At 64.1% G+C, this 18748-nt stretch carries 23 protein-coding genes, 1 tRNA gene and 1 pseudogene; 19 read left to right on the top strand and 6 right to left on the bottom strand.

The annotated features are described in order from the left end of the window. Position 1 precedes the first annotated feature (1 nt). On the bottom strand, positions 2-796 hold the full coding sequence (locus LZ538_RS05735; protein ID WP_249831049.1) for an FkbM family methyltransferase: 795 nt from the start codon (positions 794-796) through the stop codon (positions 2-4). A gap of 77 nt (positions 797-873) precedes the next feature. Here LZ538_RS05735 and LZ538_RS05730 point away from each other — a divergent pair, with 77 nt between their 5' ends. From LZ538_RS05730 to LZ538_RS05715, 4 genes are read left to right on the top strand one after another with little or no spacing between them, the layout of a single operon-like run. Continuing rightward, entirely contained in the window at positions 874-1401 is a 528-nt protein-coding gene (locus tag LZ538_RS05730; RefSeq protein ID WP_249831048.1) for a CvpA family protein, read from the top strand. After that, a complete protein-coding gene (cysS, locus tag LZ538_RS05725; RefSeq protein WP_249831047.1) occupies positions 1398-2705 on the top strand; it encodes a cysteine--tRNA ligase in 1308 nt (435 codons plus the stop codon). Before LZ538_RS05730 ends, cysS begins: the two co-directional genes overlap by 4 nt. Continuing rightward, positions 2702-3124 carry an iron-sulfur cluster assembly scaffold protein gene (locus LZ538_RS05720; RefSeq protein ID WP_249831046.1) on the top strand — a complete coding sequence of 141 codons (423 nt, stop codon included), beginning with the start codon at positions 2702-2704 and terminating at the stop codon, positions 3122-3124. Before cysS ends, LZ538_RS05720 begins: the two co-directional genes overlap by 4 nt. Before the next feature lie 35 nt (positions 3125-3159). After that, positions 3160-4926, top strand: a complete 1767-nt coding sequence (locus LZ538_RS05715) for a monovalent cation:proton antiporter-2 (CPA2) family protein (RefSeq protein ID WP_249831573.1) — start codon at positions 3160-3162, stop codon at positions 4924-4926. On the opposite strand, the gene LZ538_RS05710 is transcribed toward LZ538_RS05715, so the two are convergent. After that, positions 4923-5474, bottom strand: a complete 552-nt coding sequence (locus tag LZ538_RS05710; protein WP_347402743.1) for a shikimate kinase — start codon at positions 5472-5474, stop codon at positions 4923-4925. The two genes, LZ538_RS05715 and LZ538_RS05710, sit on opposite strands and share 4 nt — an antisense overlap. A 95-nt stretch (positions 5475-5569) precedes the next feature. Here LZ538_RS05710 and LZ538_RS13215 point away from each other — a divergent pair, with 95 nt between their 5' ends. From LZ538_RS13215 to LZ538_RS05690, 5 genes are all read left to right on the top strand, one after another. Beyond that, positions 5570-5704 carry a hypothetical protein gene (locus tag LZ538_RS13215; RefSeq protein ID WP_283937641.1) on the top strand — a complete coding sequence of 45 codons (135 nt, stop codon included), beginning with the start codon at positions 5570-5572 and terminating at the stop codon, positions 5702-5704. Then, a complete protein-coding gene (locus LZ538_RS05705) occupies positions 5694-7466 on the top strand; it encodes a hypothetical protein (RefSeq protein ID WP_249831045.1) in 1773 nt (590 codons plus the stop codon). The genes LZ538_RS13215 and LZ538_RS05705 overlap by 11 nt, the downstream gene beginning before the upstream one ends. After that, positions 7463-8350 (top strand): tyrosine recombinase, encoded by an 888-nt coding sequence (locus tag LZ538_RS05700; protein ID WP_347402742.1) that lies wholly within the window; start codon positions 7463-7465, stop codon positions 8348-8350. The genes LZ538_RS05705 and LZ538_RS05700 overlap by 4 nt, the downstream gene beginning before the upstream one ends. A 35-nt stretch (positions 8351-8385) precedes the next feature. Next, positions 8386-9330: an acetyl-CoA carboxylase carboxyltransferase subunit alpha gene (locus tag LZ538_RS05695; RefSeq protein WP_249831044.1), complete on the top strand. Its 945-nt coding sequence runs from the start codon at positions 8386-8388 to the stop codon at positions 9328-9330. A gap of 77 nt (positions 9331-9407) precedes the next feature. Further along, entirely contained in the window at positions 9408-10880 is a 1473-nt protein-coding gene (locus tag LZ538_RS05690; protein ID WP_249831043.1) for a M48 family metalloprotease, read from the top strand. A 17-nt stretch (positions 10881-10897) separates the two neighbouring features. Here the strand turns inward: LZ538_RS05690 and LZ538_RS05685 are convergent, their stop codons facing one another. Together LZ538_RS05685 and LZ538_RS05680 are read right to left on the bottom strand one after the other, a co-directional pair. Continuing rightward, positions 10898-11080: a Flp family type IVb pilin gene (locus tag LZ538_RS05685; RefSeq protein ID WP_249831042.1), complete on the bottom strand. Its 183-nt coding sequence runs from the start codon at positions 11078-11080 to the stop codon at positions 10898-10900. An 86-nt stretch (positions 11081-11166) separates the two neighbouring features. Further along, positions 11167-11943 (bottom strand): methyltransferase domain-containing protein, encoded by a 777-nt coding sequence (locus LZ538_RS05680; protein ID WP_249831041.1) that lies wholly within the window; start codon positions 11941-11943, stop codon positions 11167-11169. A 44-nt stretch (positions 11944-11987) separates the two neighbouring features. Here LZ538_RS05680 and LZ538_RS13355 point away from each other — a divergent pair. The 9 genes and pseudogenes from LZ538_RS13355 to folE all read left to right on the top strand — a co-directional run. Beyond that, a pseudogene (locus LZ538_RS13355) lies at positions 11988-12137 on the top strand (double zinc ribbon domain-containing protein); the annotation flags it as partial. 51 nt (positions 12138-12188) lie between these two features. Next, positions 12189-12725: a ComF family protein gene (locus LZ538_RS05675; protein ID WP_347402753.1), complete on the top strand. Its 537-nt coding sequence runs from the start codon at positions 12189-12191 to the stop codon at positions 12723-12725. Positions 12726-12756: 31 nt separating this feature from the next. Continuing rightward, complete coding sequence (gene grxC / locus LZ538_RS05670) at positions 12757-13014, top strand: glutaredoxin 3 (protein WP_249831039.1); 258 nt, start codon at positions 12757-12759, stop codon at positions 13012-13014. Continuing rightward, on the top strand, positions 13011-13838 hold the full coding sequence (locus LZ538_RS05665) for a carbon-nitrogen hydrolase family protein (RefSeq protein ID WP_249831038.1): 828 nt from the start codon (positions 13011-13013) through the stop codon (positions 13836-13838). The genes grxC and LZ538_RS05665 overlap by 4 nt, the downstream gene beginning before the upstream one ends. Beyond that, the gene (locus tag LZ538_RS05660) at positions 13835-14233 is read left to right on the top strand and encodes a DUF1178 family protein (RefSeq protein ID WP_249831037.1); all 399 of its coding nucleotides are present in this window, start codon (positions 13835-13837) and stop codon (positions 14231-14233) included. Before LZ538_RS05665 ends, LZ538_RS05660 begins: the two co-directional genes overlap by 4 nt. A 34-nt stretch (positions 14234-14267) precedes the next feature. After that, positions 14268-14344: transfer RNA gene (locus LZ538_RS05655), tRNA-Arg, on the top strand. 22 nt (positions 14345-14366) lie between these two features. Next, positions 14367-14651 carry a DUF6356 family protein gene (locus tag LZ538_RS05650; protein WP_249831036.1) on the top strand — a complete coding sequence of 95 codons (285 nt, stop codon included), beginning with the start codon at positions 14367-14369 and terminating at the stop codon, positions 14649-14651. Next, positions 14620-15963, top strand: coding sequence for an FAD/NAD(P)-binding protein (locus tag LZ538_RS05645; RefSeq protein WP_347402752.1), 1344 nt, complete (start codon positions 14620-14622; stop codon positions 15961-15963). Before LZ538_RS05650 ends, LZ538_RS05645 begins: the two co-directional genes overlap by 32 nt. Then, entirely contained in the window at positions 15960-16586 is a 627-nt protein-coding gene (gene folE, locus LZ538_RS05640; RefSeq protein WP_249831035.1) for a GTP cyclohydrolase I FolE, read from the top strand. Before LZ538_RS05645 ends, folE begins: the two co-directional genes overlap by 4 nt. Positions 16587-16602: 16 nt before the next feature. On the opposite strand, the gene LZ538_RS05635 is transcribed toward folE, so the two are convergent. Further along, entirely contained in the window at positions 16603-17325 is a 723-nt protein-coding gene (locus LZ538_RS05635; RefSeq protein ID WP_249831034.1) for a sterol desaturase family protein, read from the bottom strand. 144 nt (positions 17326-17469) lie between these two features. On the opposite strand from LZ538_RS05635, the gene LZ538_RS05630 reads away from it, so the two are divergent. Then, positions 17470-18135: a TetR/AcrR family transcriptional regulator gene (locus tag LZ538_RS05630; protein ID WP_249831033.1), complete on the top strand. Its 666-nt coding sequence runs from the start codon at positions 17470-17472 to the stop codon at positions 18133-18135. A gap of 81 nt (positions 18136-18216) precedes the next feature. Here the strand turns inward: LZ538_RS05630 and LZ538_RS05625 are convergent, their stop codons facing one another. Continuing rightward, the gene (locus LZ538_RS05625) at positions 18217-18672 is read right to left on the bottom strand and encodes a ferritin-like domain-containing protein (protein WP_249831032.1); all 456 of its coding nucleotides are present in this window, start codon (positions 18670-18672) and stop codon (positions 18217-18219) included. Between the last annotated feature and the right edge of the window lie 76 nt (positions 18673-18748).

The raw sequence follows: 18748 nt of genomic DNA, 5'->3' as shown, positions 1-18748 counted from the left end.
CTCAAGCTCGGCGCGCGTGGATGTCCTTCCAACCGAGACGCGCCTCGGCAAGCGTGTACAGGAACTCGTTCGCGTCCTGCCAATTCGCGCGGATGTCGTCGCCGAACGGGCCCGCCGAATGATATTTGAATGAAAAGCGGCGGACGCCTTTCAGGGTCTGGATGATCGCGTTGCCGTAGACTTCCGGCACCGTCTGTCCGTCCACCAGCGCGAACCTGGTGTAGCCGTTCTCGACCAGGCAGGCGAAAACGCCGGCCGAATGGGATTCGGCCGAGATCTGAGGCGGAAAGATCCCGGCCGCGAACAACTCCCGCAACACCGGCAGGTCGTAATGCTCGATGTCGACTTTGACATAGTGGGCCGGGCCGAACTCCTGGACGATGCTTGCGGGCGTCCGGCAGGGGACTTGCACCGCTTCGAACTCGTCGCGGACCTCCGGCTCAGGCTCTGGCAACTGGCTCAGCACGTGGTTGGTCTTGTGAATGTAAAAGGTAAGCGGTTCGGCTGATTCCCGATCAGACAGGGCCACGTTGAGGATCGTGAGGCGTCCGGACTTGATGTCCCAGGCGAAGCGCTCGCTTGCCAGCTCGCAAAGGACGGAATTGGCCTCGACGGCAACGACCCGGTCGCACTTCAGGAGATAATATTCGACATCGTCGCCGTTGTTCATTCCGAAATCGTAGATGACCGGATCGCCGCTGACCGCCGCAGCTGGCTCCTTCACCGATGGCGCGTTTGCCGATGCTTGTGGGGCCGCCTTGCGCCCTAATCTCATGAAGCCGAGCATGACGGCCATCACTAGTGCCGGATGCTCTCCGCGCAATGGCCATGCCGGTCTCGCAAAGCATGAAAGAACCAGCTAGCCGCAGGTCGATGACCGCCCTCGACGTCTTCGTGTTTCTGCTTCTGATCGGCGGGGCCGCAGTGGGCTTCGTGCGCGGCTTCGTGCATGAGGTGCTCTCGCTTTTCGCATGGGCTGTGGCGATAGCGATGCTGAAGCTGTTCCATTCCCAGCTATGGACCGGGCTGATGAACAGCTGGGACATGGGATCGGCGGCAGCCGCCGTCCTCGCGTTCGCGGTACTTTTCGTCCCCAGCTTCCTGATCGTGAAGCTGCTTGCGAGATCCATCGGCGGCAAGACCCGGCGCCACTCCCTGCTGGGACCGTTCGACCGTGTCCTGGGCGGAGGGTTCGGCGCGCTCAAAGGATTGCTTGGCGTGACGCTGTTCTTCCTGCTGGCGAACCTGGCCACCGACATGGTCTACGGGCCTGAAGCGGAGCGGCCGGAGTGGATGGTCAAGTCGCGCACCTATCCGCTGCTCAACGCCAGCGGCCGGGCGATCGTCGACTGGGTAGAGGCACGGCGTTTGGAGCCCAGGCCGGTTGGGGAGGACGGATGATCTACCTTCACGATACGCTGACCCGCGAGAAGCGGCCGTTCGTGCCGTTCAACAAGCAGCGCATCACCATGTATGTGTGCGGTCCGACGGTCTACGGCCGCGCGCACATCGGCAACGCCAGGCCAGCGGTCGTCTTCGACACGCTTGCTCGCCTGATCCGCCATGAATTCGGCGAGAAGAGCCTCGTCTATGCCCGCAACGTCACCGACGTCGACGACAAGATCATCGCGTCGGCTGAAAAAGAGGGCGTCGATCCCTCGGTGATCACCGAGCGCTACGAGCGCTTCTATCTCGAAGACATGGGCGCGCTTGGCGTCCAGCCGCCGAGCATCGCGCCGCATGCGACGCAGGAGATCGCTGCGATGGTGGCGATGATCGCGCGTCTGATCGAGCTTGGCCATGCTTATGAGGCGCAGGGCCACGTGCTGTTCAGCGTCCTCTCGTGGAAGGAATATGGCCAGCTCAGCCGCCGCGATCGCGAAGCGATGCTCGCCGGCGCCCGCGTCGAAGTGGCGCCCTACAAGCGCGACGCCGCCGATTTCGTGCTGTGGAAGCCCAGCGGCGACGATGTGATCGGTTGGGACTCCCCATGGGGGCGCGGTCGCCCCGGCTGGCACGTCGAATGCTCGGCGATGATCGAGCGCCATCTCGGCGAGACGATCGATATCCACGGCGGCGGCCTCGACCTCATCTTCCCGCATCACGAGAACGAGATGGCGCAAAGCCGGTGCGCCCACGGCGGAGTGCCTCTCGCGCGCTACTGGGTCCACAACGGCTTCGTCGACATGGGCGCGGAGAAGATGTCGAAGTCGCTCGGCAACATCATCACGCCGGCGGAGCTGCTTGCACAGGGGCACAAAGGCGAAACACTGCGGCTCGCGCTTCTCAGCGCGCATTATCGCCAACCCTTGCCCTGGACGGACACACTGGTCGCACAGGCCAAGGCCACGCTGGATCGGCTGTATCGCTCGGCTGGGGACGGTGAGGCCGGGAATATCGACGAAGGCGTCGTCGAGGCATTGCGCGACGATCTGAACACGCCTCTCGCGCTTTCGCGCCTGTCCGCGCTCGAAGGTGCGACGCTCCAGGCGAGCGCTCGCCTGCTCGGCCTGCTCCGCGGCTCGCCAGACGAATGGTTCCAGGGCGGTGGCGATGCGGAAGCGATCGAAGCGCGCATCGCCGAGCGCACCGCAGCGAAGGGCGCGCGCGACTTCGCGACGGCGGACCGGATCCGCGACGAGCTCAAGTCCCAAGGCGTAATTTTGGAGGATGGGCCGTCCGGCACTACATGGCGGAGGGAATGACCCCCCCGCTCTACACGACGGAGATCCTTCGGCTCGCGGCGTCGCTGCAAGAGCCGCGCGAGCTGGAGCGCGCCGATGGCCGCGCGGAAGTGCGCTCCGCGACCTGCGGCAGCAAGATCAGCCTTACCGTCCAGCTCGACGAGGATCGCCGGGTCCTCGCGATAACGCAAACCGTGCAGGCTTGCGCCTTCGGTCAGGCCTCAGCCGCCCTGGTCGAGCATCACGCCACCGGCCGCAGTCACGCCGAGGTCGCCGATGCGATGCTTGCGGTGAGCCGGTGGCTTTGCGGCCATCGGGAAGATTCGGGCGACTGGCCCGGGCTCATGGCGCTTGAGCCGGCAAGGACGCGCCAGCCGCGCCACGGCGCGATCCTCCTGCCGTTCAGGGCGCTGCTGGCCGCAATGGAAGACGCGCGTTGACGACTCCCGCGCAGGCCGAGCACGTCGCGACCGCCATGCTGCAAAGCGGCGCCATCATGCTCGGCGCCGCCCTGCTGTTCGTGACCCTGTTCCGTCAGCTCAAGCTCGGCGCGACCTTGGGCTATATCGTCGCCGGTGCGCTCATCGGGCCGCAGCTGCTGGGCCTCATCCGCGATCCGGAACAGCTTCTCAGCATCACCGAGATCGGCATCGCGCTCCTGCTGTTCATCGTCGGCCTGGAACTGCAGCCCAGCCGACTCTGGCGCCTCCGGAAGGATATCTTCGGGCTGGGCGCGGCGCAGGTCGTGCTTTGCGGGCTGGCGATCAGCCTGCTGCTTTACGTGGCGCTGGGGATCTCGCCGGAAGCAGCGCTGGCGATAGGCCTCCCGCTGGGCCTGTCCTCGACAGCCCAGGTCCTGCCGATGCTGAGATCGGACAATGAGCTCAACACGCCGCAAGGCGAGCGGGCTTTCTCGATCCTGCTGTTCCAGGATCTGTCGATCGTTCCGATGATCACCATCATCGCCGCGATGTCGCGCGTGCCGCCCGATCCGGCGGCGCCGACCGGCTGGACCTTTGCGCTCTACACGGTCCTGGCGGTGATCGGCCTAGTCCTCGTGGGACGATGGGTGCTCAATCCTCTCTTCCGCCTCGTCGGCAGGCTGGGAGAGCGGGAGTTGTTCGTCGTGGCGGGACTCTTCACCGTCGTCGGCGCTTCCGCCGTGATGCAGGCGCTCGGCCTTTCGGTCGCTCTCGGGGCCTTCGTCGCCGGCGTGATGCTCGCCGAATCCCCCTACCGCCACGAGCTCGAAAGCGATGTCGAGCCGTTCCGCTCGATCCTGCTCGGCCTCTTCTTCCTGTCCGTCGGCATGGCGCTGAACCTGCAGGTGATCGCTGACAGGCCGCTGTTCGTGCTGGGTGTCGCGGCCGGCGTGATCCTGACGAAGACGCTGCTGATAACTATCCTCAGCCGCGGCTTCAGCTGCTCATGGACGCGCAGCTTCCGGCTCGGTCTGTTGCTGAGCCAGGCCGGCGAATTCGGCTTCGTTCTTTTCGCTCAGGCGACCGAGGCGCGCTTGATAACCGGAGAGGCGGCGGCGCTCTTCAGCGCGGTGGTGACGCTGTCGATGGCGACCACTCCGTTCTTGATGCGCCTGACCGACTGGCTCGAAGCGCGCGAGGAGCGCGGGGGTGACGGACTCGACGGACCCGAGCTCTCACCGGCCACGAGTGCGATCGTGGTGGGGTATGGTCGCTTCGGCCAGACCGTCGCGCAGATGCTCCAGGCCAAGCGGATCGGCGTGACAATTATCGACAAGAAGCCGGCGCAGATCGAGCTCTCGGAGGAATTCGGGACGAAGGTCTACTACGGCGACGGCCTTCGGCTGGACCTGCTGCGCTCCGCGGGGGCCGAAACCGCCAAGGTCATCGCTTTGTGCAATGACAATGAAGGCGGGGAGATGAACCGGTCGGCCGTGCGGGCAGTCCTGGAGGCGTTTCCCCAGGCCTCCGTCATGGTCCGTGCGTTTGACCGCTTGCACCTGCTCGATCTCGAGGGCCTCGACCTGGCCTTTGCTGAGCGCGAACTTTTCGAAAGCGCAGTCGCCATGGGCAGAGCGGCGCTCAAGGCTAGCGGTGTTCCCAAGGAAGAAGTGGATCGCGTTGATCGTGAATACAGGTCCCGCGATTGCGAACGCCTGGAGCGGCAAAGCGCGACTGGCGATATTCGTGCCGGTTGGGACCGCTCATTCGGCGAGGATCGGTCGCTGCCTGATGTAGAGGAAGCTACGGGCCCGGCTTAAGCGGCGGTTCGTCCTGCGAGATACTGCTCAAGCTCACGGACGATGGTTTCGACGACATCTCTGTGAGCGCCGTCTCCGCTCTTCACGTGAAGAGCGGCTTCCGAATAGGCTTCTCGTTCGATGTTCGCGATGCGCTCCAGCGTGTCTTTTCGGTCGCCATTCTTGAGCAGCGGGCGCGTGTCGCGCCTTCCGGTCCGCTCGGCGAGGATTTCGATCGGCGCGTCCAGCCAGATCGTTATCGTTTGTTCCTTCAAGAGCTGGCGAGTTTGTGGATCTACGAAGACGCCCCCTCCAGTCGCGATGACGCGAACCTGGCCGTCCACGAGCCGCGCAACGAGCCGCCGCTCCCCATCCCGATAATCGGCTTCGCCGTAACGTTCGAAAAGCTCGCCCCAGGGAAGTCCCACGGCGTCCTCGATCTCCGAATCGCTGTCGATGAAAGGTAATCCCAGTCGCTTGGCGAGCCTGCGCCCGACCGTTGACTTCCCCGCACCCATCAGCCCCACGAGCACTATCGGCCGATCGAGCCGCTTAAGCAGGTCAGTCACGTAAGTTCGCCCCGTTACTCACGACAAAGGGCTATACAGCGGCTTTGGCGGTCGGCAAAAGCGCCGCCAAAGGCCCTCTAGCCAAGCGGAATCCCATGTCGCGACTGATCGTGCTTATCCTTCTCGCAGTGGTTGTCATCGGCGGTTTGTATTTTCTGTCGACAGTTCCTCATGAAACTCCGGCCCGAACCATCGAGGTCGACGTTCAGCAAGGCGGCAATGCGAGCTAAGCCCCTGCTCATTGCGGGCACGGCGATCGCCCTGGCGCTGCCCGCGGCAGCGCAGCAGTCCGCTCAGCCAGCGCAATCGGCGCCGACGCCCACGCAACAGCCTGTGAGCCAGTCGCCTTCGACGACCGGACCCCGCAAGGACGTGCCTCGCCCCGGTTATGTGAATGCCCCTTCGATGGAAGGCCTGATCGAGGAGTTGACCAGTCTCGATCTGCCTGCACCGGCGCCCCCGGTCGAATATCCGGCCAACGCGCGGCGCGATCCGTGGGTCGTCGGCGTGCTCGATCCTGCTGAAGAAGGGCTTGGCGACGATCCCTGGCGGGGCGCGAGCGGCGCGTTCCTCTCGACGCTCATGCGCCGGATGGACACGCCGATCGCCTCGCGCTGGGCGCATATCGCGCTTAGACAGACCCTTCTCACGAAGGCGAGGGCACCGCGCGACGTGAACCCGGTCGATTGGGCCGGCGAGCGCGCGTGGCTCCTCCTCCGGATGGGCGAGGCCGATGCAGGTCAAATGCTGATTTCCGGCGTCGATACCGACAAGTTCACGCCAAAAATGGTCCAGGTCGCGGTGCAAGGGGCGCTTGCCAGCGCCGACGTCCCCGCTCTCTGTCCGATTGAGGATGGCATCCGCAAATATGAGACGCGCATTCGCCAGCTCGTGAACGCCATGTGCTCGTCGCTTGGTGGAGAACCCGAAAGCGCCGCCGCGCAGATCGACGAAGCTCGGCGTCATGGCCGTGTCGGCGGCATCGACCTGACGCTGGCAGACAAGGTCGTGGGAGCCGGCGCGAACACCGCGCGCGCGGTCACAATAGAGTGGGACCCGGTCGATCAGCTCACGGCGTGGCGATTTGGATTGGCTACGGCGACGGGGATGGCGATCCCGAACAGGCTCCTGCAAGCGGCCGCTCCCCGCCTCCGGGCGTATCAGGCACGGGCGCCGCTGCTTTCCGCCTCTCAGCGACTCGATTCGGCCCTGATTGCCGGCGGGCTTGGCGTGCTGTCGTCGCAGTCCCTGGTCGACCTTTATTCCGCCATTTACGATTCAACGGACCCCAGCGACTTGCCGGAAACCGACGCCTGGCAGCTGCGCCAGGCGTTCGTGGGCAAGGACCGCGACGCACGGCTTGCCGCGATCCGTCATTTGCTGGGCAAGGAACAAAGCGGGCTGCAGAAGGAGGGTATCCGTGCGCTCGTGGCCCGCGCCGCAGCTCGCATCGACCCCGACCCGGATCTGGAAGACGATGCGCCCGAATTGATCTCTGCAATGCTGGCCGCCGGTTACGATCGCGCGGCTGCGCGTTGGGTGCACGCCGTCGGGCAGATGAACGATACGAACGGCGATCGTGCTTGGGCGATGCTGGTACTGGCAGCGCCGGATACCAAGGGCCTCGACCTGAGCTACGGCCGGATCTCGGGCTTCATCGGCCGCGACAACAGCCCCGAAAAAATTCGCAGCTCGCTCATCGTTGCCGGATTGTTCGGCCTTGGCCGAATCAACGAGCAGTCAGCTAATTCCCTCAACCGACGTTATGCGCTCGGCCTGGGGCGCCGAACGGCGTGGACACGCATGATCGATAGCGCGGCCCGAATGGGCCAGGCAGGCACGGTGATCGTGCTTACGGGGACGGGATTCCAGACGGCGACGTTCGAGCATCTCCCCGGCGCACACCTCTACCACGCGCTAGACGCATTGAGGGCGACGCATCAGGACTTCACGGCGCGAATGATTGCGGCGGAGGCCCTGTCCCGAACGTGACGGGCGAAGATCGAGCGCTGGTCGATCGTTTTCTCGACATGCTTGCCGCCGAAGCGGGTAGTTCCAGGCACACGCTCGCCGCCTATCGCAACGACCTTGAGCGCGCGGCTGAGTCCCTGGGCGGATCGGTTTCCGCAGCGAGACCCTCGGATCTGGCAGGACTCGGCGAGAAATGGGCCGAGCTTTCTCCGTCCACCGTCGCGCGACGGGCAGCCGCCTTGAGACGCTTCTACGGTTTCCTGGTGGACGACGGGCTTCGCGGCGATGATCCGTCGCAGGCGCTTCCGCGTCCGAAGTTCGAGCGGCCGTTGCCTCGCATCCTCGACGAGGATGAAGTCGCGCGAATGTTCGAAAGCGCCGAGGCGAGGGCGTCGAGCGGGCACGGGCCGGCTGTTCGGAACCTGGCGTTGCTGGAGCTGCTTTACGGTTCGGGCCTGCGAGCGAGCGAGCTGGTCGGTCTTCCACGCGGAGCCGTCCGGTCCGAACAGCCCTTCCTGATGGTTCGGGGAAAAGGCAGCAAGGAGCGGCTCGTCCCAATCTCTTCGCGGGCCGAAGGGGCAGTCGCCAAATGGCTGGAGCTGGCGCCGCCCGGCTCGCTTTGGTTATTCCCGAGCGGGAAAACCCATCTCAGCCGCGTCCGGCTTTTCCAGATCGTTCGCCAGCTGGCGGCCGATGCCGGAATTTCGCCCGAGCGCGTGAGCCCCCACGTCTTGCGACATGCCTTCGCGACGCACCTCCTGTCGGGCGGCGCAGACCTTCGGGTGCTGCAGTCGCTCCTGGGGCATGCCGACATCGCAACGACCCAGATCTATACGCACGTGGACAGTTCGCGGCTGGTCGAATTGGTGAACGCTCGTCATCCTCTTGCGACGCGCGGTCGTTGACCTCTGCCGCAGCTTCAGCCTAGGCCCCGCGGCCAATGCTGACTTACCTCGACTTCGAGAAGCCGATCGCCGAGCTGGAGACGCGCGTCGCCGAGCTGAAGGAGACCGCAAACAGTTCCGAGGACATCGATATCGATGCCGAGGTCGGCCGCCTCGAGGCGAAAGCGTCGAAGCTCCTGCGTGACACATATGCGAAGCTGTCGCCCTGGCAGAAGGCGCAGGTAGCGCGCCATCCCGAGCGACCGCACTTCAAGGATTATGTGGCCGGGATCGCGGACGACTTCCTGCCGCTGGCCGGCGATCGGGCGTTCGCCGACGACCCTGCGATCATCGGCGGACTGGCTCGGATCGATGGCCGCCGGGTGATGCTGATCGGCCATGAGAAGGGCGACGACACTGCGTCCCGGCTCAAGCACAATTTCGGGATGGCCAAGCCGGAAGGTTATCGGAAGGCGATCCGGCTGATGCAGCTCGCGGACCAGTTCGGCTTGCCGGTTGTGAGCCTCGTGGACACGCCGGGCGCCTTCCCCGGAGTGCAGGCCGAGGAGCGGGGTCAGGCGGAAGCGATCGCTCGAGCTACCGAGCAGTGTTTGGGCCTTCACGTCCCGATGATCGCGGTCATCGTCGGCGAAGGGGGGTCAGGCGGCGCAATCGCGATCGCGGCCGCCAATCGCGTGCTGATGTTCGAGCATGCCGTCTATTCCGTAATCTCGCCGGAGGGTTGCGCATCGATCCTTTGGAGGACGGCGGACAAGGCGGCGGATGCTGCGGAAGCGATGAAGATCACCGCCGCGGACCTGCAGGCGCTTGGCGTTGTCGACCGTATCGTCACCGAGCCGTTGGGAGGCGCTCATCGTGATCCGGAGTCCGCCGTGGGCGCCCTTAAAGGGGCGATCGTGGAGGAGTTGGCCGGCTGTTGCTCGCTGGGGCCAAAGGAGCTGCTGGACCAGCGTCGGGCGAAGTTCCTGGCGATCGGCTAACATCCACAGGAACCCGTCCAGTCATTCTCCGTTCAAATTTCCGGCGCTTATTTCGGGGACGTTCGGAGATCTGATTCATGCGTAGAAGCGTATTCTTGCTTGCCGCTGCGTCGGTCATCGTCGCTCCCGTCGCGGGCAGCGCGCAGGGCCAGCGGTACCTCAATCCGCGCGATGTCGCCGAAGCGCAGCGGCAACATGCGGAGCTGGTGCAGGAGCTTGGCGGAGCGGAGACCGGCCCGCGTGCGACCTACGTGGAGCAGGTCGGCCGACGGGTCGGCGCATTCACGGGTATCGTGAATCCCGGCCAAGCACTTCATTTCACTTTGCTCAACTCGGCGGTCGAGAATGCGATGTCGGTGCCCGGCGGCTATGTTTACGTTACGCGGCAGCTGCTGACCCTCATGGATGACGAGTCCCAGCTCGCTTTCGCGCTGGGACATGAGACTGCACATATCGCCGCGAACCACGCGGAATTGCGCGAGCAATATGCGCGCCAGACCAACGTCTACGGCGTCCTCGGCCAGATCGTCGGTGCGGTGCTCGGCAATAGCGGCTTTGGAGGCATGATGTCCCAGAGCGCGCAGCAGGCCTCACGCATGAGGACGCTGAGCTTCTCGCGCGACCAGGAATATCAGGCCGATGCGCTCTCGATGCGCTACATCACTCAGGCAGGATATGACCCGGCCGGGGGCCCGGGGATCCTGGCGGCACTGACGCGCGCGAGCTCCCTGGAGGCACGCCTGCAGGGCCGCACGAACCGTCAGACGCCCGAGTGGGCGAGCACCCACCCTCTCAGCGAGAACCGGACGCAGCGGGCCTTCGCCGAAGCGCGCCAGACGGGCCGCCTCGGGACCGGGGTCCGGAACCGCGACCTGTACCTGAACCAGATCGAGGGCATTTTCGTGGACGACGATCCCGCGCAAGGGATCATCGACGGGGCGACATTCACGCATCCCGATCTGCGCATCCAGTTCCGCGTGCCTCCGGGCTACCTGATGTCTAACGGAACTTATGCGGTGACCGTCTCGGGATCGGCAGGAAAGGCGATTTTCAGCGGTGGCCGGTTCGAGGGTCCGCTGGAAAGTTACATCATGCGGGTGTTCCAGGGCCTTACACGCGGACAGATCCAGCTGAACGTGCCGCCTCCGCAGCGGACGATGATCAACGGCATGCCCGTCGCCATCACAACCGCACGCGTGAACACTTCGTCCGGAATCGTGGACGCGAGCGTGGTCGCCTATCAATGGGATCCGCAGCGCATGTACCACTTTGTCATGCTGACGCCCGGCGGCTACGGAATTCAGCCGTTTCTGCCGATGATCAACTCGCTGCGGCGAATCACCCCGACCGAGGCAGCCGCCATCCGGCCGCGCATCATTCACGTCCATACGGTGGTACCGGGCGACACCATTCAGTCGCTGGCGAGCCGCATGGCTTACCGCGATTATCAGCTCGACCGATTCCTGTCGCTAAATGGCCTGGCGCCGAACGGCGTCCTCAGGCCGGGCCAGAAGGTAAAGCTAATCGTTTACGGCACGCGACGCGCCTAAAGGAGGCGGCGCCGCCTTCACATATTCGTCGATACGGTATTGCCCAGCTTGCCCCACATGCCGGCGGCACCGCCGCCCAATGCGGAGAGACCACCCATCATCGCAACCACGATGAGGGCGGCAATCAGTCCGTATTCTATCGCCGTCGCCCCGCGCCTGTCTGCGCAGAGCTTGCGAAAAGTCTTTGGGGAAGCGTCCAAGCCACCCTCCTCTGGTCCACGTCCACGCGGCAGGTTTAGCGCTGGCGAGGTTAACAACTCTTCCGCAGGATATCCTTAACGCCGTCTCAGTGCTGTTTTGGCGTCCATGCCGCAAAGTGCAGGATCTCGAACGTCTCGACAGTGCGATCTGCGTCCTGCGCGCCGAAAGAGGCACTAGCGGCGCGGAATGCGGAGCGTCCCAGCGGTAACCGTGAGCGTTCGACGAGGATGTTGGTCGCGGCCATGGCCCTGAGGTCGGTGACCAGCGCGAGAAGCGAAGCGTAGGCCACTTGGGCTCGGTCGACGTCGACCACCGGCCGTTCAAATCCCGCGACTTCCAGCAGAGGTGCAACAGCGGACGCTTCGACACGCGGATGGACGTGGGGACTCGCAACGCCGGCAACCGCATCGGCCGCCTGCATGGCGCGGCGCAGCCGGGGCAGGGTATCGCCCCCTGAGATGGCTCCGATCAGCAGAGCGTCCGCCGTCATGGCTGAGCGGAGAAGCCGCAACGCGCGCGGAAGGTCATTGACGGTGTCCAAGGTGCCAAGGGCGAGGATGAGGTCGTAGCGCGCTTGCGGCGGCGTCCATTCATCCTCGACGATCCGTGACGCGCCAGTCGCTGCAGCAAAGGCAGCACCCGGTTCGGCCACGTCTACTTCCGCCGCGAATTGACCTAGTCTTTGAGGCCAGGATCGATCCGGGCAACCGACAAGCAAGGCGGATTGGAATCGATGCGGCACGAGCTCGATGCGTTCGAGACAGTCTTCGAACGCGCGTTCAAGCAGGAAGCGATCGGATCGCATTCGCGCCGCCCGGTCGCGCCTCGCCGCACGCAATCCCGTGTCGAAAAGCATCGCCATCGCTCTGCTTGTGCGATGGCCGCGGACAGGCGACAAGAGAAGCGATGCTTGCTGGCTGGCTCCGCTTTTGCGCAAATTCGCTGCTCGACTTTGCGCTGCCGCCACGGTGTCCTGCATGCGGGATCATTGTCACCGACCCGCACAGCTTCTGCACCGCTTGCTGGAAGCAGGTCGAATTCCTCGGGAACAGCGGCTGTCGCGCGTGCGGGCGGCCTCTTGCGTCAACCGAGAGGGAGGAGTGCGCCGTGTGCCTGGCACAGCCGCCTCGCATCGCACGCTCCCGGGCCGCGGTCGCCTATGACGACCTTTCGAGCGGTCTCGCGATCCGCCTTAAATATGGCCGCAAGGTCGCCGTTGCGCGGACAATGGCGCGCTACATGGCTCCTCTAGTGAAACCGGATGGTGAAGCGCCATTGCTTGTTCCCGTGCCTCTTCACCGCACGAGGCTTTGGGCGCGGGGCTTCAACCAATCCGCGCTCGTCGCGAGCGAGCTGTCGCGGAAGCTTGGAATGCCGGCCGACCCATTTGTCCTGCGGCGGACACGACGAACGCCAGCTTTGAAGGGCATGAGTTCGTCGCAGCGGCGCCGAGCCGTCGCCGGAGCGTTCCGGGTGAGAAACAAGAGCCGGGTCGAAGGCAGGACCGTCGTTCTCATCGACGATGTTCTGACCACCGGAAGCACTGCGGAGGCATGTGCGCGAGCGCTGATGCGCGCTGGCGCAGCGCGCGTCGAACTCGTCAGTTGGGCCCGCGTGGTGCGTCCTTCACAGTTGATGCGTTGATGCCCAACTAGGTGGCGGAAGGAGGAATTTCGTGTCGATTGTCGAGATCTACACCAAGACATTCTGCTCCTATTGCTGGCGCGCAAAGCAGCTGCTGGAGAGCAAGGGTGTGGAGTATAAGGAGATCCCGGTCGACTATGGCGGCAACGAGCGGGACGCGATGATCCAACGTGCGAATGGCAGGACAACCGTTCCCCAGATCTTCATCAGAGAGCATCACGTGGGAGGCTGCGACGACCTTTTGGCATTGGAGCGTGACGGCCGATTGGACGATCTCATCTCGAAATGACCCGAATCGCGCTCTTTCAGTCGAACACCGGCATCGATCCGGTAGCGAATGCCCGCGCCCTCGGCGTGGCGATTGGCGAAGCCGCTCGCGGCGGAGCGACGATGCTTTTCACACCGGAGATGTCCGGCCTTCTCGACCGGGATTCAGCTCGTGCTGCCCAGAACCTCCGCGCGGAAGAGGATGACCCGGTGCTCGCTGCCTGCTGCGAAGCCGCGCGTGAGCATGCAATCTGGCTGCATCTCGGATCGCTCGCCGTCCTCGTTGATGATGGGAAGGTGGCCAATCGGGGTTACGTGATCGACCGCACCGGGCAGGTGCGCGCTCGGTACGACAAGATTCACCTGTTCGATGTCGATTTGCCGACCGGGGAGAGCTGGCGCGAGTCCTCGACCTACCAGCCGGGCACGGGCGCGGTGCTGGTGAACGGAACGCCTGTCGGGAAGGTCGGCCTCACCATCTGCTACGACCTTCGCTTTCCGACCCTTTTTGCGCGGATTGCCGAGGCCGATGCCGACGTGATCGCAGTTCCTGCGGCATTTACGGTGCCGACCGGCCGTGCCCACTGGCACATCCTTTTGCGCGCGCGCGCGATCGAGGCTGGGCTGTTCATTGTCGCTGCGGCCCAGGCTGGACGGCATGACGACGGGCGGCAGACCTTCGGTCACTCGCTGGTCGTCGATCCCTGGGGCGAGGTCCTGCTCGACATGGGCGAGACCATCGGCGTGGGGTTCGCTGAGATCGACCTCGCAAGGATTCTCGACGTGCGATCGCGCGTGCCCGCGCTTAACCATCGGCGCCCGATCCCGGACGCCGTGACGCTATGATCGTCTTCGACCTTCAATGCCTGGACGGCGGGGAAACCTTCGAGGCCTGGTTCAGCTCCAACGCGGCTTATGAAGAGCAGCGAGCCGGCGGACTGGTGCATTGCCCCGTTTGTTCGTCGGCGAATATCGCAAAGGCCCCGATGGCGCCTCGCGTGCCGCGCAAGGGAGCAGACCCGCTTGCCAGGCTGGCTGCGATGCAGTCCGAAATGCTGAGGGACTCGCGCTGGGTCGGCGACAAGTTCGCAGAGACAGCGAGAGCGATGCACAGCGGCGAGATCAAGAGCGAGCAGGTTCACGGCAATGCCACCCTCGAGCAGGCCAGGTCGCTGGTCGACGAGGGAGTGCCGGTCGCTCCACTGCCGCTGCCGGTGGTTCCGCCGAGCCAGGTGAATTGATCGCCGCGCTCACTGTCCCTATTCGTCGGCTCACGGCCCCGTAGCTCAGCAGGATAGAGCGCCGGATTCCTAATCCGTAGGTCACAGGTTCGAATCCTGTCGGGGTCACCATGAATTCGGGACGACAGGGGCCATGCCGCTAAATCAGACCATCGAATCCGAGCCCAAGGGCCTAGTGCAGCGTCTCTTCACAGAACATCCGCGTTCGCTCGGCATGAGCTGGGCCGGCCACGGCCTAGGCGCCGTCAAGATCGGCGCGGAACTGATCGGGGCGGGAGCGGCGTGCATCGTGCATGCCATCGTGCCTGGCTGGTTCACGCAGACGGCGGGCAAGACCGTCGAGCGAATGCACGACCATATGATCAAGCGCCGGACCGGGGCCGCAAATCCGGAGGCATGGCCTGACTACGAAATCTGATCGTGCCGTCCCGGTAGCAATCGTCGGCGGGGGCGCGTCCGGTACGATCCTCGCCGCGCAGCTCGCACGGCGCGCGATCAAGTCGGTTCTCATCGAGGGCAGCGGGCGGATGGGACGCGGCGTTGCCTATTCGACGACCCAGCCGGCGCACCTGCTGAACGTCCGCGCCGAAGGCATGAGCGCCATTGCAGGCGAGCCCGCTCATTTTGCCGACTGGTTCTCAGATCGAGGCGGCGACAGCCAGGGCTTCGCGCAGCGTCGCCTGTTCGCTGACTACCTGGGTGAGATCCTCGAGGAAGCGGTTTCGAGCGGCCAAACGGAGCTGGTGCACGCCACGGCTACCAGGGCATCTCATAACGACCGATGGCTTATCAGCTTGAGCGACGGTTCGACTGTCGAAGCCATCGCGCTGGTTTTGGCAATCGGAAACCAGGAGCCGGCGCGTCTCTCCGCATTTTCGAAAACAGGACCTCGGTACATTGCCAATCCGTGGGGCCGAAGCGCGAATGTCGCGATCGAGGACCTTGCGGAGACGGGAGGAGCCGCTTTGCTGGTGGGGACCGGCCTTACGATGGTCGACCTCGTGCTCTCGCTGGAAGCGGCCGGCCATGACGGTCCGATCGTAGCTGTATCCAGGCGCGGGCAAATTCCACGCTCGCACGCAGATTTCGAACCTGTCGCCGTAGATGCCGATGCGGTTCCCGCGGGCGATGTGAGGTCGCTTGCACGCTGGCTGCGCCGTCGCTCGGGGCAGGTTGGCTGGCGTGCGGCCGTCGACAGCCTAAGACCGCACAGCCACCAGCTTTGGCAAAGTCTTTCCAACGAGCAGCAGCGTCGTTTCCTCCGGCATGGAAGGCCGTGGTGGGACGTGCACCGCCACCGCATCGCTCCGGAGGTTGCCCAGATGATCGCTCAGCAGATCGCAGGCGGTTTCCTGACAGTCGCCGCGGGCAGGATCGTTTCAGCGGAGACGCGAAATGACGGCGTCGACGTAACGATCCGTCGCCGGGGATCGGAACGTGAGGAGACTCGACGGTTCGCCTATGTGTTCAATTGCACGGGTCCGCTCCAGGCGATCGATCGCACGAAGGATCCGTTGCTTCGCGGGCTGCTGGATGACGGCGCCGTCCAGCCGGATGACCTAGGCATGGGCGTGCTCGTCGACGGTCATTCGCGCGCCGAGGGCGCCGAACGCCTGTGGGCGCTCGGGCCGCTCACCAAAGGCCGCTATTGGGAGATCATCGCCGTGCCTGATATTCGCGAGCAGGCCGCCGAAGTGGCGGAAGATATTGCGAAGGAACTCGCGCAATGAGCCCGCCCAACGATCATGGCGAACCTGAGGACGGCGATCTGGTCGAAGCGGGGCCAGCCGTCGAGATACCCGCTGAGGTCAGCGAAGCGGTTCGCACGCTCATCCGCTGGGCCGGTGACGATCCCGACCGCGAGGGGCTGCTCGAAACCCCGCGACGCGTAGCCAAGGCCTGGCGCGAATATGCGCGTGGATATGAGGAAGATCCGTGCAGGCACCTCGCCAGGACCTTCGAGGAGGTTGGCGGTTACGACGAGATCGTCCTTCTGAAGGACATCCCGTTCCAGTCGCATTGCGAGCATCATATGGCGCCGATCATCGGCAAGGCGTCGATTGCCTATCTGCCCCGCGACAAGGTTGTCGGCATCAGCAAGCTAGCGCGCGTCCTCCACGGCTTTGCGCGGAGGCTGCAGGTGCAGGAGCGTCTGACGGCAGAGGTTGCCGACTGTATCTGGCAGCATTTGCAGCCCAAGGGCGTCGCCGTGGTGATCGAGGCAACGCACGCCTGCATGACTGCGCGCGGCGTGAACACTCCGGGGGTCATGATGACCACCAGCCGGATGATGGGGACGTTCCGTGAGGACGAGCGCAGCCGGCGCGAGGTGCTCGCCCTGATGGGCTATTAGCGGCCGGTCGCGACCGTCAGGCGATCAGCTTGCCCAGCAGCATTTCCGGAACGCGCTTCGATCCTCCTTCGTAGAAGCCCACCTCCTGCGCGAAATGCTTCGGATTGTGGAAGGTGCCGAACAGCATGTCCCACAAGGGAAGGTCGGAATAATTGCGCGCGTGCACCCCTCGTTCGTGGTGGTGCGAGTGGCTCTCCGGCCGCTGGATGATGTAGCCGAGCCACTGCGGCGTGCGCACATTCACATGCTGGAACATGCCGTAAAATGTCGCGAGCAGGTTCACGACGATCGCCGCCTCTGCGCTCACGCCGAAGCCGAGCACCAGCGCGAGGCTGCCGACCAAAGTGAAGCCAAGCGTGTCGAACGGATGGAAGTAGAGGGCGCCCCAAATATCCACGCGCTCGGCGCTGTGGTGCATCTGGTGGAACCAGCGCCACAGGAATGGCGTGTTGTGCATCGTTCGGTGCCATACGTAGACGCCGAGCTCGATCGCGAGGAAACCGCCCGCGATCTGCGCCCAGAGCGGCAGCGTGTCCGCAGCAAACAGCCGGTGCTCGCCCAGCCAACCGTCCCAAAAGAGCGGCGCGTACGTGGCGAGCGCGAAGTAAAGCAGAGTGAAGCCAGCGCCTTTCAGGCGCCAGCGCGCAATGGCCGGAAAATTCCCGCCCCGGGCGATGAGCTCAAGCACGGCAAATCCCGCGAACAGCCCAAGCGCGATATAATGGTACAGACCAATCATAAGTCCCCCGATGAGGTGTGGGGACGCAAATACAGCTTGCTTCTATAGCATCTCTAGCAAGCACGTGGTCTGGTTAGCGCTTCCCTGTGAAAAAGCGTGTGTTTCGTATAACTTGGAACTCCCCATACGTTTGAGCGAGGGCGCATGGTCGACAAGCTGATCGAGAAAACTGGACCTGCGGTGCAGTTGGATTCCGCGGCCAAGACCAAGGGCGAACGAACCCGTGAGCGGATCATGGATCTCGCCTATCGATCGATCGTCCAGAAGGGCTTCGCGGCAACCTCCATAGAGGAACTGGTAGAGGCCGCCGGTATCACCAAGAGCGGTTTCTTCTATCACTTCCGGGACAAAAACGATCTGGCGCGTCAACTGTTCGAGCGCTTCCTCGCCGAGGACGAATCCATCCTGGACACATTGGAATCGCGCGCGCGCGAGCTCAGTGACGACCCGCTCCAGAGTTTCCTGATTTTCCTGAACCTATACGCCCAGATGATGGACGATATGGAGGCTTTGCACCCCGGCTGCATGGTCGCGACAGTGACGTACCAGGAGCGCATGTTCGACGCCGAAGTGCGGCAGATGAATGTCGATTATCTAAAGCGGATGCGAGTGCGGTTCGTCCGGTGGGTGGACGAGATCGTCGCTACTTACCCCCCGAGATTCGACATCGAGGTCGAGCAGATCGCCGATCATCTCAATGTCGTCGTCGAGGGGGCGATCATTCAGTCCAAGGCGCTGCGCGACGAGACGCTGATGGGCAAGCAGACGCGGCTCTTCCGCCAATATGTGAAGCTGCTGTTCGGGGCCTGAACAGCAAGCGGGGCGGTCCCGCTGGCCTTGGAACCGCCCCGCGCCCCACCCCGATGGTCGAGGTGGTCTGAGATTTATGTTTTAGGCTTCCATGCCGTGCTTCAGCTGGCTCATCTGGTCGTGGCCGGATCGCACCGACTGGTAGCACCGCTCCACAACGCTGCGGCTGTCGCCGGTCAGCTCGTCGCTATCGAGCGCCGTTTCGAACTTCTCCTTGAGATAGTCCTCGCCGCGCTCGACCTCGTTGATGATCGCCTTTTCGTCACGGCCCGTGACAGCGGCCTTCAGGTCCTCAAAGCGCTGGTGCGCCTTTCCCAGGAAAGAACCGTCGTCCTCGGGGTTGCCACCCAGGCGGCGTACTTCCTCGCGCAGCTCCTGAACGACCTGCTGGCGCTCATTGGCGCGCTGGCGGAAGATCTCGCGGAAGCGCTCGTTGTCGATATTCTTGGCGCTGTCCTCATAGCCGGTGATGCTGTCGATCGTGGTCGCGATCAGCGTGTTGAGCGTGCTGATGGCGCCAGAGCCGTTGTCGTTCATGCGTATCTCCCGAGAGTTTGAAAGGATCTCGCATGGTGAACGCATAAGCCGGCCCAGCGATGCGCCTTCCGAAACG

Origin of the sequence: Sphingomonas hankyongi (genome assembly GCF_023516575.1) — a bacterium.
In the GTDB taxonomy this organism is placed as follows: domain Bacteria; phylum Pseudomonadota; class Alphaproteobacteria; order Sphingomonadales; family Sphingomonadaceae; genus Sphingomicrobium; species Sphingomicrobium hankyongi.
This window is presented reverse-complemented; position numbering and strand designations above follow the sequence as displayed.